This is a genomic window from sulfur-oxidizing endosymbiont of Gigantopelta aegis (genome assembly GCF_016097415.1).
Classification (GTDB): Bacteria; Pseudomonadota; Gammaproteobacteria; order GRL18; family GRL18; genus GRL18.
In genome coordinates this window covers 650,537-666,682 of record NZ_JAEHGE010000001.1, presented here as the reverse complement: position 1 = coordinate 666,682, position 16,146 = coordinate 650,537, and the positions used below count along the sequence as shown (strand labels likewise).

Below are 16,146 nucleotides of genomic sequence, written 5' to 3'. Positions count from 1 at the left end.
TAAAAGAAAATATTTATTTTCTTACAAAAAGATGACAAAGCTATTTCATCGGCTATACTTCCCAGAGGTGCTATCCAAAGAGGCAATAACCACTGCAAAAGGGAAGGGTTTAAGTAAAATTACTACCTATTATGGGATAAATATAAGCGTATTATAAAATAATGCACTGTTTTTGCATGTGTTCATTGATCTGGCACAAGTTTATTATTATAATCTGCTTCAAGTTGACGTAGTCGACTTTTAGATCTTAAAATTTAATCTGTTAGCAACGGCAAACAAGCATTAGCTATTAACAAATACATTAGCTATAAACAAATAATAGTTATACGGATTTATACAGGAAAATAAGCAAATGAGCTTTGCCAACGTGGTCATGCGTCGAGTAGTCAATCGACTGATCATCGTGCAGGTTGTTTTGACTTTAATAGTCGCTCTTGTTTATCTTGCATTTCAAAATACAAATGGATTTTTGGCCGCCTTGTTTGGTGGCAGTATTACATTGTCAGGTACATTATTAATGGCTTGGCGGATAAGTCGTGCCGGTGAAGCAGCATTACCCGGTCAAATGTCTGATGGTAAATATCAGGGATATGTAGAAATCTACATAGGCGCGATACAAAAATTTGTTCTAACACTGGTACTGATGGCTTTTGGTATGGGGTATTTAAAACTCGATCCATTAGCGATATTGATAGGTTTTGCTGTGACGCAATTGAGTTATATTGCCAATAAAGTGGATACCCGTCATGAAACTAACTAAACTTAATGTAGCAGTCATCAGTCGAACATACACTCGTCGTAATGAATTTGTGAGTTTGCTTTATCAAACAAAGATGATAAAAGAATAAATTCGCACAAAAGCATGAGTCGTTAAAAAATTTTTTAAAATCTTGGAGATGTAAAAGTGAGTAGCTCTGCTAGCGAAGCACACGGACCAACGTCCGTTGAGTATATTCAGCATCATTTGCACAATAACAGCATCAGCATCGGTGATGGAAGTTTCTGGGTATTGAACCTGGATACACTGATTTATGGTTGGTTATTGGCCGGTATGCTAATGTATATAGCCTATACCATGGGCAAAAAAATGACTGCTGATACCCCATCAGGTGGTCAAAATGTATTAGAAGCGATTGTTGAATTTGTGCAACAACAAATCCGCGATATTTTCCCGGGTAGTAATCCACTCATTGGTCCTTTATCACTGACCATCTTTATGTGGGTTTTTCTAATGAACGCGATGGATATACTGCCCGTTGATTTGTTACCAGAAATGGGTCAATTGGTTGGTATTCAATACATGAAAGTGGTTCCTACCACTGATTTAAGCACTATATTTGCATTAGCCTTATCGGTTTTTGCCCTCATTATTTATTACAATATTAAAATCAAAGGCCCGATCGGCTACATTAAGATGTTTCTATTTCACCCCTTTGGTAAATATTTAATCCCGGTCAATATCGTTATGACTACGATTGAAGAAGTTGCCAAGCCAGTCAGCTTGGGCTTACGTTTATTTGGCAACATGTTTGCTGGTGAACTCATCTTCCTGCTGATTGCACTTTTAGGTGGCGCATCAATGTTTGGGATAATTCCACAAGTAGCATTGGGAACCGCATGGGCTATTTACCATATTCTGGTAGTTTCCCTGCAGGCGTTTATCTTTATGTTGTTAACAATCGTATACCTGGGTATGGCGCATCAGGAAATCGAAGAGCACTAATTGACACAAATTCAGTCTATTCATACGGAGTAGGCAAATTTTCAAACCTTTTTAATTTAAGTATATTAGGAGAAACTAATGGAAGCAGCACTAGCTACAGTTTATGGTTCAACTGCAATAGCTGTCGGAATTATTCTGGCGGCAGCAGGTTTGGGTTCAGCTTTAGGGTGGGGACTGATCTGTTCCAAATTCCTTGAAGGTATCGCTCGTCAACCTGAAATGCGCCCACAATTAATGGGTCAAATGTTGTTTACCGGTGGTTTAATGGAAGCTTTTCCAATGATCGTTTTGGGTATGTCAATGTGGTTTATCTTTGCTAACCCGTTTGCAGCTCAAGTTATGGATGCAATTAAAGTTGCTGGCGGTTAAATTTACCATTAAATTTAATCACCAGATAAACAAAAGATGAACATAGGAATTAGGCGATGAGCATTACCGCAACTCTTATAGGCCAGATGATAACGTTCGCGATATTAGTCTGGTTCATAGGCAAATATCTCTGGGGTCCAATGACCCAGATGATGGACGATCGTAAGAAGCGTATTGCCGATGGTCTTGCAGCTGCTGAACGTGGTATACACGAGCAGGAGCTGGCGGAACAAAAAGCGACTCAACATATTAAAGAAGCCAAAGAGCAGGCTGCAGACATTCTTGCTCAAGCGCAAAGGCGTGGTGTGGAAATAATAGAAGAAGCGAAAGGTGACGCAAAGGCTGAAGGCGAACGTTTAATTGTCGCAGCAAACGCTGAAATTGAACAAGAAGTTAATCGTGCCAAAGAATCACTGCGCGCACAAGTGGTTGATATCACTATTGCCGCAGCAGGTAAGATCATCAAGAAAGAGATCGATGCCAAAGCACATGGCGACTTATTAAAAGATGTCGTAGGGCAGATATGAGGACTCAATAATGGCAGAAATTAGCACATTAGCAAGACCTTATGCACAGGCCATCTTTAATTTAGCCAATGCCAATAACACGCTTAAAGCATGGTCTGAGACACTGGTTCTTCTTTGTGAAGTCGCCTCAGATAAAGCCATGATCGAGATCATCAATAATCCTGATGTCAGTAGTGAACAAGTGATTAACTTGTTTGTAGATATCTGTAAGGATCAATTAGATGAGCAGGGAATAAACTTTATCAAGCTGGCGGCTGAAAATGATCGCCTGGCTATTATTCCCAATATTGCCGAAAGCTTCGAAGCCATGCGCGCTGAAGAAGAAGGCAGTATTGAAGCTCAGGTGATTTCAGCCTATGCCGTTAATGCCACACAAAAGAAAAGCATTGCAGCAGCGCTGAAAAAGAAACTCGGTCGCGAAGTGACAATCAAAACTAGCACAGATAAAAGTTTGCTAGGGGGTGTCATTATTCGTGCAGGTGATATGGTAATTGATGGTTCAGTGAAAACTCAACTGGAAGAAATTACTCATTCCCTGCTTAGCTAAGCCTGAGCTTTTTATAGACAAGATAAGAATGAATGCTAAGTGATTCAGATCACAGAGGATTAAAAAATGCAGTTAAATCCATCAGAAATCAGCGACTTAATAAAAAGTCGAATTGAAAGTTTTGATGCTAAAACCGAAGCAACTACCGAAGGGACTGTTGTCAGTCTACGTGACGGTATTGCCTTGATTCACGGCTTAAGTGATGCCATGTCAGGAGAAATGCTCGAATTTCCTGGCAATACTTTTGGTATGGCGCTTAACCTTGAGCGCGATTCAGTGGGTGTAGTAATCTTAGGTGATTACAAGCACATCACCGAAGGCGACAAAGTTAAATGTACGGGGCGTATTTTAGAAGTGCCCGTAGGTGATGCTTTATTGGGTCGTGTTGTTGATTCATTGGGTAATCCCATTGATGGCAAAGGCCCCATTGATACCACAGAAACTTCACCGATTGAAAAAATTGCGCCGGGCGTCATCGCCAGGCAATCCGTTGACCAGCCAGTGCAAACAGGTTTGAAATCAATTGATGCCATGGTACCCGTAGGACGTGGACAACGTGAATTGATTATTGGTGATCGCCAGACGGGTAAAACAGCCGTTGCGATTGATGCCATCATCAATCAGAAAGACTCCGGCATTAAATGTATCTACGTTGCAATTGGTCAGAAAGCATCCAGTATTGCGGCAGTGGTTCGTAAGCTAGAAGAATTCGGCGCAATGAAAAACACCATCGTTGTTGCTGCGACTGCATCGGATGCGGCGGCTCTGCAATACATCGCACCTTACTCGGGCTGTGCCATGGGCGAAGTGTTCCGTGATCGCGGTGAAGATGCATTGATAGTCTATGATGATCTGACTAAACAAGCATGGGCCTATCGTCAAGTGTCGTTATTACTACGTCGTCCACCGGGTCGTGAAGCCTATCCCGGTGATGTATTCTATCTTCATTCCCGTTTATTAGAGCGTGCTTCTCGTGTGAATGCTGAGTTTGTCGAACATGCAACCGGTGGCAAAGTGAAAGGCAAGACCGGTTCTTTGACCGCTTTACCTATCATTGAAACACAGGCAGGTGACGTATCTGCTTTTGTACCAACCAACGTAATTTCGATTACTGATGGTCAAATCTTTCTTGAAACTGACTTGTTTAACGCCGGTATTCGACCAGCGATTAACGCTGGTTTATCGGTTTCTCGTGTCGGTGGTGCAGCGCAGACTAAAATCATCAAGAAGCTGGGTGGTGGTATTCGCTTAGATTTAGCTCAGTATCGTGAATTAGCGGCTTTTGCTCAGTTTGCTTCTGATTTAGATGAAACCACTCGAAAGCAAATCGAACGTGGTCAACGCGTCACAGAATTGATGAAGCAAACTCAATATACCCCTTATACTGTTGCGCAAATGGCGATTTCATTATTTGCTGCGAATAACGGTTATCTGGATGATGTTGATGTGATCAAAATCGTTGATTTTGAAAATGCCATGCAGGATTACATGAAGTCAAATAGTTCTGATTTGATGGACTTAATCAATGAAAACGGTGACTATAATGATGACATTGATAGCAAAATGCATGAAGCTGTTAAGCACTTTAAATCCAATAGTAGCTGGTAATAGGAGGCTCTGAGTATGGCAAGCGGAAAAGAGATTCGCAGTCAGATCAGCAGTATTAAAAATACGCAGAAGATCACCAGTGCCATGCAGATGGTTGCTGCCAGTAAAATGCGTAAAGCACAGACACGTATGGCAGCCTCTCGTCCTTATGCAGAAAAGATGATTGACGTAGTTCGTCATCTTGCGCAAGCGCATACTGAGTACAGACACCCCTATCTGGTGGAGAGAGAAGTAAAGCGTGTTGGCTATATTGTTATATCTTCCGACGGTGGTTTATGTGGTGGCTTAAATACGAATCTGTTTAAAGAAACTATGACTGCAATGAAAGAGTGGCACGATCAGGGTATCGAAATCGATGTCAGTGTGATTGGTTCTAAAGCCAGTTCATTCTTCAAACGTATTGGTGGTAATGTGGTCTCACATACCGAGCACTTAGGTGATGAACCCAGTCTAGAAGCCTTAATTGGTGGCATCAAAGTAATGCTAGATGCCTACAATGATGGTCGTATTGATCGCTTCTATGTTGTTTTTAACAAATTTGTTAATAACATGACACAGCAACCCATTGTTGCACAAATGGTTCCAATTGGTGTAAGCCAGGTAGAATCAAGCAAAAATAGAGTGCGTTATCATAAAGCACCCGATGATGAAGCTAATATGAAATACCATTGGGATTATCTCTATGAGCCTGATGCTGAATTAGTGATCGATGCGCTATTAATGCGTTATATCGAGTCATTGGTGTATCAGGGTGTGGTTGAAAATATGGCCTGTGAAATGGCGGCGCGAATGATAGCCATGAAGAGTGCTACTGATAATGCCGGTGACATGATTGATGACTTACAATTGGTCTACAATAAGGCCAGACAAGCAGCCATTACCCAGGAACTTTCAGAAATTGTTGCGGGTGCCGCAGCAGTATAAAACTCATACGAGTTAGAAAGTTTTAGCTAACAAGATTAAGTATTTTAAGCGTTAAAAGTGCAGATAAAGCTGGCAAAAATAAGCTTTGCGATTTGCACCTTTAGTTTTAAAAAAAGGAACCAAATAATGAGTTCAGGAAAAATTGTCCAGATCATTGGTGCAGTCGTTGACGTGGAGTTTTCACGTGATTCACTGCCTAAGGTCTATGATGCATTGGTTGTCACAGAAGATGATTTAACGTTGGAAGTCCAACAGCAAATGGGCGACGGCATTGTTCGTTGTATTGCCATGGGTACTACCGATGGTGTTAAACGTGGTTTAGACGTTGTACCAACAGGCGCACCTATTTCTGTACCCGTTGGTGTTGAAACCTTAGGTCGCATCATGGACGTCTTGGGTAACCCCATTGATGAAAAAGGTCCGGTCGGTGAAAGCAAACGTGCTTCCATTCATCGTGCAGCACCTAAGTATGAAGATTTAGCCGCCACCGCAGAATTGCTGGAAACAGGAATCAAAGTAATCGATTTGGTTTGTCCTTTCGCCAAGGGTGGTAAAGTCGGTTTATTTGGTGGTGCAGGTGTTGGTAAAACCGTTAACATGATGGAACTGATTCGTAACATTGCTGCCGAGCATAGTGGCTATTCAGTATTCGCCGGTGTGGGTGAACGTACTCGTGAAGGTAACGATTTCTACCATGAAATGAGAGAATCCAATGTATTAGGTAAAGTGGCTCTAGTCTATGGTCAGATGAATGAGCCTCCAGGCAATAGATTACGGGTCGCTTTAACCGGTTTGACCATTGCAGAAGGTTTTCGTGACGAAGGTAACGACGTATTATTATTTATTGATAATATTTATCGTTATACCTTAGCCGGAACAGAAGTGTCTGCATTGTTAGGTCGTATGCCATCAGCGGTGGGTTATCAGCCAACACTGGCTGAAGAAATGGGTGCCTTACAAGAACGTATTACTTCGACTAAAGTGGGTTCAATTACCTCTATTCAGGCGGTCTATGTACCGGCGGATGATTTGACCGATCCATCACCTGCAACCACTTTTGCTCACTTAGACGCGACTGTTGTACTATCACGTCAAATTGCAGAACTCGGTATTTATCCTGCGATTGATCCTCTGGACTCTACTTCACGTCAGCTTGATCCACAAATTGTTGGTAATGAGCATTATGAAGTTGCTCGTGGCGTTCAAACAACCTTACAGCGTTATAAAGAATTGAAAGATATTATTGCGATTCTGGGTATGGATGAATTATCTGAAGAAGATAAGCAAACTGTAAACCGCGCACGTAAGATTCAACGCTTCTTGTCACAGCCTTTCTTCGTTGCAGAAGTGTTTACAGGTACCGCTGGTAAATACGTTTCCTTGAAAGACTCTATTCGTGGCTTTAAAGAAATTATTGAAGGTGTTCACGATACAATACCAGAACAAGCATTCTACATGGTTGGTGGTATTGAAGAAGTACTTGAAAAAGCAAACGCAGCGTAAAACTGTAGGCTTGGAAAGTTAACATTGGCACGGCTATTACTAATTATAGTAATAGCCGTGCCATTGAATTAAACGTGCAGGAGATACATCATGGCAATGACCATGAAGCTAAATATTGTCAGTGCTGAAAAAGAGATTTTCTCTAATTTAGCCGAGATGGTTATCGCCCCGGGTGAAATGGGTGACTTAGGTATTATGCCTCAGCATGCCCAATTACTTTCAACCTTGAAAGCCGGTGAAGTGATCATTACTGAACAAGGTGGTAATCAAGAGTCTATCTATATTTCGGGTGGTTTACTTGAAGTGCAACCCCATGTGGTGACGATTCTTTCAGATACAGCCTTAAGGGCAAGTGATTTGGACGAGGGTGCAGCACAAGAAGCCAAGCAGAGAGCAGAAGAAATGCTAGGTGATCAAGATTCTGAAATTGATTTTGCAGCCGCAGAAGCGCAATTAGCCGAAGCCATTGCACAATTAAGAATGATAGAAAATCTACGTAAGAAAAAAGGCGGTCATTAAGCCAAAAAGGTTTAACTATCGCTAAAAAGAGTCACAAAAAAGGCCGTATGTTAATACGGCCTTTTTTATTTATGTATCTAATTCTATAACCAAATAAACGTAGGATGCTGCTGAGGCACGAAGCGCAACAAAACCAAAGCGCATCAAAACCAAAGCTACACTCTTTACCTAGAGCATCAATATGGAACAACACCTTATTGAATAGAAAATTCAGAATAATACTGTTCCAAGGAGCTTCTTATTTGCATAAACTCGGATGTTGTACTTTTATTAAAGTCAGAAATAACAGACGGTTGCTTAAACTCATCATAATAATTATTCAAAAGATAAGAGGCAGTAGAGGCATCCGCTTCAACCTGTTTCTTACTGACATTATAAAGCATAGTTGTCGAATTGAGATTCGCTGCTACCGCTGCCAAAAGAAGAAACCGTTTTATATACATAAAACACCTATTTAATATATTACCATTTGTTAATATAGTGTTTATTGAGTCAAAAATCAAGGGTAAACCCACATTGGAAGGGGGAAATACGAAGTAATGTGACGAAATATGCAATAGTAGGAAAAATCAGCTTTAAAATATCATAAATAAATACAATAATAGAGAATTATGCATAATTCTCTCCCGTAGTCAGTAATCCATAGTTTGTAACAAAAGTCAGTCAATTTAAGTGAATAGGAAACAATGTCAGAACCTTTAACTCATAATACGCCACAGATTCCACTTCAAGTCATCATTCTCGCCGCCGGAAAAGGCACCCGAATGTATTCCAATACCCCCAAGGTATTACATGAACTCGCCGGAAAAGCCCTAGTGCAACATGTCATAGACAGTGCCAAAGCACTTGATGCATCCTCCATCAGTCTGGTTTATGGTCATGGTGGCGAGCAAGTAAAGCAAACACTCAGCAATGAATCACTACTCTGGTGTGAGCAGACAGAGCAATTAGGCACAGGCCATGCCGTACAACAGGCTGTGGGCGCGATCAATGATGAAGCAAATGTCTTGATTCTCTACGGCGATGTACCCTTATTAAGCAAAGAAACCCTAGAAAAATTACTGATAGCCAAGGCTGAGCAAAATTTAGCCTTACTCACAGCCAACTTAGACAATCCAAGCGGTTATGGTCGTATTGTAAGAACAGACAATAAAATAGAAAAAATTGTCGAAGAAAAAGATGCCAGTGAAGAAATTAAAACAATCACCGAAGTGAATAGCGGCGTCATGGTAGTGAATGGTGAAAAACTAAAAACCTGGCTCAGTCAGATAGGTAATAATAATGCCCAGGGCGAATACTATCTCACTGACCTGATTGAACTAGCAGTTAAAGAAGGCGAAACAGTGAATAGCTACATCGTCAGAGACCATAAAGAAATCGAAGGCATTAATAATAAGCTGCAATTAGCCGACCTAGAAAGAGAATATCAAAAACGCCAGGCTATTTGTTTAATGACCCAAGGCGTGACACTCAAAGATCCCGCAAGATTTGATCTACGCGGTGAAGTTGAACTGGGTATGGATGTTATTATTGATATCAATGTCATCATAGAAGGCCAATGTAAAATTGGTCACAATGTCAAAATAGGGGCCAATAGCATTATCAAGGATATGATCATTGGTGATAATGTAGAAATTTTAGAAAACTGTATATTAGAAAAATCCATAGTGGGAAATGGCTGTAATATAGGTCCTTATGCTCGCTTACGCCCTGATACCGAACTGGGTGAGAATGCCAAAGTAGGCAACTTCGTAGAGATTAAAAAATCCATAATCGCCCAAGGCTCAAAAGTAAATCACCTGAGCTATATCGGCGATACCCACATGGGTAAAAACGTCAATGTGGGTGCAGGCACCATCACCTGTAATTATGATGGCGCATACAAACATATCACCAAAATTGGTGACAATGCTTTTATTGGTTCAAACACAGCACTGGTTGCGCCAATCGAAATAGGCGAAGGTGCTACCATTGGTGCAGGCTCGACTTTGAATAAAGATGCCGAAGAAAACAAGCTAACCTTCAGCAGAGCACCGCAAAAAAAGATCGAAGGCTGGAAACGACCATCAAAGAATAAGGCGTAAAGGAAAAACTATGTGTGGAATTGTAGGTGCTATTGCAGAGCGTAATGTAGAAGCCATTTTAATAGAAGGTTTAAGAAGATTGGAATACCGAGGCTATGATTCAGCAGGCTTGGCAATTCAAGATCAAAATAAAACCATCAACCGTCAAAGAGCCATGGGCAAGGTGTCAGAACTTGCCAATGAATTAGAAAAAATTCCTCTCAAAGGTGGCATCGGTGTTGCCCACACACGCTGGGCAACACATGGTGAACCCGCTAAACATAATGCCCATCCACACATGTGTGAAGATAATGTTGCTCTGGTTCATAATGGCATTATCGAAAATTATGAAAGTATCAAAGCAAAGCTGCAAGCAGAAGGTGTTACTTTTTATTCACAAACAGACAGTGAAAGCATTGTCCACCTCATCGGAAAATATAAATCTCAGGGTAAGGACTTACTCCATGCAGTATTAGACACCATCAAGGAATTGGACGGTGCCTATGCTTTGGGTGTTATCGATAATAAAGAAGAGCGTCTCATTGCCGCGCGCAGTGGCAGTCCCTTGGTGATTGGCATCGGCATTGGTGAGAATTTCATTGCCTCAGATGTGTCAGCCTTACTACCCGTCACACAGCAATTCATCTTTCTTGAAGAAGGTGATGTTGCAGACATTACCCGTGATTCAATTGTCATTTATGATGCAAGTGGTACCGAAGTTGAACGTCCCATGCGTAAAAGTGAAATCAGCGCGGATGCAGTTGAGCGGGGTGAATACCGCCACTATATGCTGAAGGAAATCTTTGAACAACCCAAAGCAGTGGCAGATACCCTAGAAGGTCGTATTGATAACGAACACGTGTTCACCAATGCCTTTGGCTTTGAAGCAGAAAAAATATTCAAAGAAATCGAATCAGTCTATATCATCGCCTGTGGTACCAGTTATCACTCAGGCCTAGTCGCAAAATACTGGTTTGAAGGCATCGTTGGCATCCCCTGCATGATCGAAGTGGCCAGTGAATTTCGTTATAGAAAAGCAGTCTATAATGACAAAACATTGATAGTCACCATTTCACAGTCGGGTGAAACCGCTGACACCTTAGCGGCATTGAGAGAAGCAAAAAAACAAGGTGCTAAACATTCATTAGTGATTTGTAACGTCCCAGAAAGCTCCTTGGTAAGAGAGTCAAGTCTTGCCTTTATGACCCATGCAGGGCCAGAAATTGGCGTTGCATCCACCAAGGCATTTACAACACAATTAGTCGCGCTACTCTTGCTGGTTATTTGTGTCGCCAAAGAAAAAGGCAATACTCGTTTAGAAAAAGAAGCCGTCAGTGCATTACGAAAATTACCCGGTAAAATTGAAAGCGCACTGAAACTGGACAAAGAAATTGAAGAACTATCAAAAGATTTCTCCGACAAGCATCACACCTTATTCCTTGGTAGAGCCACACAATACCCCATTGCCATGGAAGGTGCATTAAAACTGAAAGAAATTTCTTATATCCACGCAGAAGCCTATCCTGCCGGTGAACTCAAACATGGCCCCTTGGCCTTAGTCGATGCCGACATGCCCGTTGTCGCCGTTGCCCCCAATAATGAGCTTATTGGCAAACTCAAATCAAATCTGCAAGAAGTCAAAACCCGTGGCGGCAAACTCTATGTCTTTGCCGACACCCATGCTGAGCTTGAGGAAGAAGAAGCCATCAAAGTGATCAAAGTCGGCGAAATTGGCTCACTTATTGCCCCCATGGTTTTTACCATCCCGCTACAACTACTTTCCTATCATGTCGCCATAATTAAAGGTACTGATGTTGATCAGCCTCGTAACTTGGCAAAAAGCGTGACTGTTGAATAATTTGTAGTGTAAAAATTATTATAATTGTGGGAGAGTGATAAAGTATCATACCCAGTAAACAGACATTTTAAATCTTTAATAAATTGATGTGGGATATAGCATATAGCGGGAAATTAATTCATTTTAAAGAAGAGGCTGTTTACCAATTCATAATGGGCATTCAGGTAGTCAGTTACCATCCCGTCTCTTAGCTGTATAATTAGTATTTCCTTATTTAATTGTCAGAAGCACAAAGCGGAAATATCTAGGATATAAAGATTCTTATTTTTAGGTTTCCCATTAGGTTGGCTCTTATATCTTAACCCATTGCCCAGTTTTCGGGGGCTACTATAGCCCTTGTAATTACTCAATTAGGGGCCACCGGTAGTCTTTATTGTGATTAATTTATGTTTATTTCAAAGCTTGTGGCAACACTACATTAGCAATTCCACTAGCGTGTGAATAGACTCGGAAAAGCTTATCCATTAAGGACATTTCTTGGCGTGCTTTTTCCAGATAGTTAGGTTCTTCGCTGCCGAGGTGACTGGATTTTCTGGATAAAAGATTATTATAATAAGCTTTTATCTCTGATTTTCTAAGAATTACTTTTTCAGCAATCAGTTGATCATTGTTACTGATTGCTTTGATTGCATCCTGTACTGAATGACAGACATCCTGATAGTAGTTTTTCAGTAATTCTCTGGTAATTTTACTTGGCACTTGCCCACTTTCAATATAATAGAGTGCGGTTTCACAAAGATCATTGCTAATGACATCAGAAATTTGATCCATCAGCGTTGTTGCAGTCATCATGGTTTGAAAATCAATGCTTTCTTTTTCTGTTAAGGGCTCTTTTCTTAATAAGCTCATGTATTGAAAAATGGCATCAACCAAAATTTTAACTTTATTATCCATTGAAATAATTTTATCAATTTGCTTTTGATTTTTGCCAATAATTGCAGGTTGAATTGATTGTATCATGGTATTAATTAATCCACCCAGGTGACCTAATTCCATGCGCACCATCCCAAGAGACAGGGAGGGTGTTTCAATGGAGTCAGTATTGAGATATTTGGGTTCAATGATCACACCCTTTTTCCTCGTGGGGGTGGGGGCTAGACGGGTAGCTAATTTGGCGAACCAACCGGTAAAACCAATAAAAATAATAGTATTGATCACATTAAACAGGGTGTTAGCATTAGCAATTTGTCGTGGAATATCAGAATTAGTTGCTTCTCCGGCAACTTGCTGAGTAACGGGTGACATCGCTATCGCAAATTCTGCTAATTGTGGAATAAACATAATCCATAATAAAACACCCAGGACATTAAATAAAACATGTACTACGGCTGCACGAACTGCTTCAACGGGCTTGCCCAATGCAGATAGCATCGCGGTGACACAGGTACCAATATTTGCCCCCAGAGCCAGTGCAATTCCTGCAGGTAGGCTTAATAGACCCTCACTGGCCATTGCTATTGCAATACCAACAGTTGCCGCTGATGACTGCACCAGTCCGGTAAAAATCGCACCGGCTAAAACACCAATAATGGGGTTTTTCATTGACTCTAAAAATTCAATGAAGGGTTCAAAGGTTCTTAGAGGTTTCATGGCATCACTCATGAGCCCCATGCCGAAAAAGACTAAACCTAAACCCATAAGCATCATGCCATAGTATTTTACTTTTTCACGCTTGGCGGTAAAAGTCATAAAAAAACCAATGGCAATGGGTAGCAAAGCATAAGCTGCCAGATTAAAGGCTAATAACTGTGCGGTAACGGTGCTGCCAATATTGGCTCCCATGATGATGCCGACAGATTGGCTTAAAGTCATAACGCCTGCAGTAATAAAACTGACAACAAGTACAGTAGTCACAGATGATGAATTTAAAACCCCGGTAACAAAGGCACCTGTGAGAGCACCCATAAAACGATTGGTCGTTAACTTAGATAAGAGTATTTTCAGGGTTTCACCGGATGCTTTTTTTAGGCCTTCTGATAGCATGTCCAGTCCAGCAAGGAAAAGTGCCAAACCACCAAAAAGCCCCATGCCTACTTGTAGCCAATCAATTGTCGCGTGTTTTATTGAGGCACTTGCGGCTGGCATACCCGCTACGGAAGTAACTGCCCAGCTAACAAAGATGAAAGCAAGGAAAATTAAACCACTCGATTTATATTTTAAATTCATTCTGTTTGTGCCTTAATTGCTTAAAATTTATCAGGAACCCATGAGTAGGGGTAGTCGGGTTCTTCATAGCCATCACTGTCTGATGTGTCAACACTTTTCCGGACAGTTTTCTAAATATTTTTTTGGCTGTTTCAAGTGATTTTTGTCATTTTGTATTTCCTATCATTTTAGTTTCTCATGTTAACTTTAAACAGATGAAGAGAAAGGGCTTTGCCCTCTGGAACGATAGAGCCGTTCCATTCACCCAAGGTATTTTCACAACGGTAATGATCCTGTTACAATATCTTCACGGCACAGGCTGAGGAGCCGATGGCCGTCAACGGTAATGGGCGGCATTTATGTCGCCTTTTACCCCTCTTCAATCAATCGATTTAAGCTATTTCCTGCTGTATTTCATAATCGACTGGTGACAAATAATCATTAGCCGAATGAAGTCGCTCCCGATTATAAAATACCTCAATATATTCAAATGTTGCCTGCTTTGCTTCTACTCTGGTTTTGAATCGACAATGGTGCGTCAATTCAGTTTTCAAACTATGAAAGAAGCTCTCTGATACAGCATTGTCCCAGCAATTTCCTTTGCGGCTCATAGACTGAATTATGTTATGATCCGACAATATTTTTCTATGACTATCAGAGGCATATTGGCTACCTCGGTCAGTATGCCAAAGCAATCCATCCATTGGTTTACGCTTCCATATGGCCATCAGTAAAGCATCATTGACTAGCTTGGCTTTCATTCGCTCATCCATCGACCAGCCAACAATTTGCCTAGAGAATAAGTCAATGACAACCGCTAAATATAACCAGCCTTCCTTGGTGGCAATATAGGTAATATCACCCACATAGTAGCGATCAGGTTGAGAGACAGTAAACTCTCTTTCCAGTAAATTTGGAGATATACGCTTATTATGCTTGGAATTAGTCGTCGCTTTAAAGCGTCTCTTCGTTTTACAAAACAAACCGGCTTTTTTCATTAATCGACCAATTCTCCGGCGGCTTATATGAACGCCTTTTTCAGCCAGTTTTCTTTTTAAGACGACGGGTTCCATAAGTCTTGCGACTGTCTTCAAACAGTTTTTTAGCTGCTCAGTAAGCGCTTCATTTTCTTTCTCTCTATCCGTTTTAGGAGAGCTAACCCAATCATAATAGCAACTACGGGAAACATCCATAAAACGGCACAGAATCGTTACCGGGTAATCTTTAGCCTGATCAGTTATCCATGCGTACTTCACAAAGTTTCCCTTGCAAAGTACGCTGTGGCCTTTTTAATAAATCACGCTCCTGAATCACTTTTGCCAATTCTTTTTTCAGACGTTTTACTTCATCATAAATGTGTTCATCACTTCTATTGGCTACCGTCTTCACCGGTTTGGAATATTTACTGATCCAGGTATGTAGAGTATTTACATTAACACCTAGCTCCCTGGCAGTCTGAGAAACGGGTTGATCCGTCTCATTAGCTAATTTGACAGCTGATTCTTTAAATTCTGATGTATAGCTTTTATTCGGTTTTTTGTTTGATCATTCATTTTAGGTCACACTTTTTATCTTTTAGTTATTTTAAGTTGTGTGTCCGGTTAAGTATAGCCACATTAATTCATCTTTTTTAGGATTTCGAGCTGGGGAATACACTGCATCCGCTAAAAGAATCGGTATTTCTATATCTGTTCCTTTGTTATTGTCTAATAAATCAGAAATAGCGATTAATATATTCACTCGGGCAGTCTGGACTGCTAAAGGATTTAAATCAAAGCCCCAGACATTGTTTATGATGTGTTTTAACACTTCTAAATCACCCCACCCATCATCTGTTGCTTGTATTTTTATTTTCCTGATTAAAGCCAGTAAGAAAGAAGCTGAACCACATGTTGGATCAAGAAATCGTTGAGTTAAAAAATTTTTTACATTGATTCTATCCAGAGTGACTTCAACCAACCATTCTGGTGTATAAACTTCACCCAGACTTTTCGTAGCTCATTTGGCACGAGATCTTGATAAAACGACTTAAGAACATCTTTTGAACGTGCGGAAGTTAATTTATCCGCTCTATACATGGAGAATGAAAGCAAAATACCTTTTAATCCATCAATTATTTTGGCTTGATGTTGTTTCAATCTTGCAACATCAAGATACCAACTGAAAATAACTTCTTCTCCAAACCCATTTATTCCAGCACCAGAAAAGAAATTACCCTGTTCAATTTCATATTCCATTCGGTCAATTAATAATTGACCATCAAGGCTGACTGTTTCTCTGATAAATCCTTTATAAGTGGTTAGTGCATGTTCGGCAACAACTTCTGCACCAAGAATTTTTATCAAAAGAGAGTTGTAAGT

The 16,146-nt window shown here is 40.7% G+C and carries 16 protein-coding genes and 1 pseudogene; 11 read left to right on the top strand and 6 right to left on the bottom strand.

Annotated features, from left to right (window positions below; translation table 11 throughout):
• The first annotated feature begins 352 nt into the window (after positions 1–352).
• The 9 genes from JEU79_RS03310 to JEU79_RS03270 all read left to right on the top strand — a co-directional run bounded on the left by JEU79_RS03310 (position 353) and on the right by JEU79_RS03270 (position 7,720).
• Positions 353–760, top strand: a complete 408-nt coding sequence (locus tag JEU79_RS03310) for an ATP synthase subunit I (RefSeq protein ID WP_198262953.1) — start codon at positions 353–355, stop codon at positions 758–760.
• A gap of 144 nt (positions 761–904) precedes the next feature.
• Positions 905–1,723, top strand: a complete 819-nt coding sequence (gene atpB, locus JEU79_RS03305; RefSeq protein WP_198262952.1) for a F0F1 ATP synthase subunit A — start codon at positions 905–907, stop codon at positions 1,721–1,723.
• 78 nt (positions 1,724–1,801) lie between these two features.
• Positions 1,802–2,092: a F0F1 ATP synthase subunit C gene (gene atpE, locus JEU79_RS03300; RefSeq protein ID WP_198262951.1), complete on the top strand. Its 291-nt coding sequence runs from the start codon at positions 1,802–1,804 to the stop codon at positions 2,090–2,092.
• A 56-nt stretch (positions 2,093–2,148) separates the two neighbouring features.
• On the top strand, positions 2,149–2,619 hold the full coding sequence (locus JEU79_RS03295; RefSeq protein WP_198262950.1) for a F0F1 ATP synthase subunit B: 471 nt from the start codon (positions 2,149–2,151) through the stop codon (positions 2,617–2,619).
• A gap of 10 nt (positions 2,620–2,629) precedes the next feature.
• A complete protein-coding gene (locus JEU79_RS03290; protein WP_198262949.1) occupies positions 2,630–3,166 on the top strand; it encodes a F0F1 ATP synthase subunit delta in 537 nt (178 codons plus the stop codon).
• A gap of 66 nt (positions 3,167–3,232) precedes the next feature.
• Positions 3,233–4,774, top strand: coding sequence for a F0F1 ATP synthase subunit alpha (atpA, locus tag JEU79_RS03285; protein ID WP_198262948.1), 1,542 nt, complete (start codon positions 3,233–3,235; stop codon positions 4,772–4,774).
• A gap of 15 nt (positions 4,775–4,789) precedes the next feature.
• Positions 4,790–5,698: a F0F1 ATP synthase subunit gamma gene (gene atpG / locus JEU79_RS03280; RefSeq protein WP_198262947.1), complete on the top strand. Its 909-nt coding sequence runs from the start codon at positions 4,790–4,792 to the stop codon at positions 5,696–5,698.
• A gap of 126 nt (positions 5,699–5,824) precedes the next feature.
• Entirely contained in the window at positions 5,825–7,201 is a 1,377-nt protein-coding gene (atpD, locus tag JEU79_RS03275; RefSeq protein WP_198262946.1) for a F0F1 ATP synthase subunit beta, read from the top strand.
• 90 nt (positions 7,202–7,291) lie between these two features.
• Complete coding sequence (locus JEU79_RS03270) at positions 7,292–7,720, top strand: F0F1 ATP synthase subunit epsilon (protein WP_198262945.1); 429 nt, start codon at positions 7,292–7,294, stop codon at positions 7,718–7,720.
• Positions 7,721–7,914: 194 nt separating this feature from the next.
• On the opposite strand, the gene JEU79_RS03265 is transcribed toward JEU79_RS03270, so the two are convergent.
• Positions 7,915–8,139, bottom strand: a complete 225-nt coding sequence (locus JEU79_RS03265) for a hypothetical protein (protein WP_198262944.1) — start codon at positions 8,137–8,139, stop codon at positions 7,915–7,917.
• A gap of 267 nt (positions 8,140–8,406) precedes the next feature.
• Between JEU79_RS03265 and glmU the strand changes: the two genes are divergently transcribed.
• Complete coding sequence (gene glmU, locus JEU79_RS03260) at positions 8,407–9,804, top strand: bifunctional UDP-N-acetylglucosamine diphosphorylase/glucosamine-1-phosphate N-acetyltransferase GlmU (RefSeq protein ID WP_198262943.1); 1,398 nt, start codon at positions 8,407–8,409, stop codon at positions 9,802–9,804.
• Positions 9,805–9,814: 10 nt separating this feature from the next.
• Positions 9,815–11,641 (top strand): glutamine--fructose-6-phosphate transaminase (isomerizing), encoded by a 1,827-nt coding sequence (glmS, locus tag JEU79_RS03255; protein WP_198262942.1) that lies wholly within the window; start codon positions 9,815–9,817, stop codon positions 11,639–11,641.
• Between the two features lie 390 nt (positions 11,642–12,031).
• On the opposite strand, the gene JEU79_RS03250 is transcribed toward glmS, so the two are convergent.
• The 5 genes and pseudogenes from JEU79_RS03250 to JEU79_RS03235 form a co-directional block, all read right to left on the bottom strand.
• A complete protein-coding gene (locus JEU79_RS03250) occupies positions 12,032–13,807 on the bottom strand; it encodes a Na/Pi cotransporter family protein (protein WP_246539964.1) in 1,776 nt (591 codons plus the stop codon).
• Positions 13,808–14,178: 371 nt separating this feature from the next.
• Positions 14,179–15,042, bottom strand: a complete 864-nt coding sequence (locus JEU79_RS03245; RefSeq protein WP_246539963.1) for an IS3 family transposase — start codon at positions 15,040–15,042, stop codon at positions 14,179–14,181.
• A pseudogene (locus JEU79_RS25955) lies at positions 15,020–15,256 on the bottom strand (transposase); the annotation flags it as partial. The gene JEU79_RS03245 and the pseudogene JEU79_RS25955, both read right to left, overlap by 23 nt.
• A gap of 114 nt (positions 15,257–15,370) precedes the next feature.
• The gene (locus JEU79_RS03240; RefSeq protein WP_198262941.1) at positions 15,371–15,745 is read right to left on the bottom strand and encodes a DNA methyltransferase family protein; all 375 of its coding nucleotides are present in this window, start codon (positions 15,743–15,745) and stop codon (positions 15,371–15,373) included.
• Positions 15,712–16,131: a cupredoxin domain-containing protein gene (locus JEU79_RS03235; RefSeq protein ID WP_198262481.1), complete on the bottom strand. Its 420-nt coding sequence runs from the start codon at positions 16,129–16,131 to the stop codon at positions 15,712–15,714. Before JEU79_RS03235 ends, JEU79_RS03240 begins: the two co-directional genes overlap by 34 nt.
• Between the last annotated feature and the right edge of the window lie 15 nt (positions 16,132–16,146).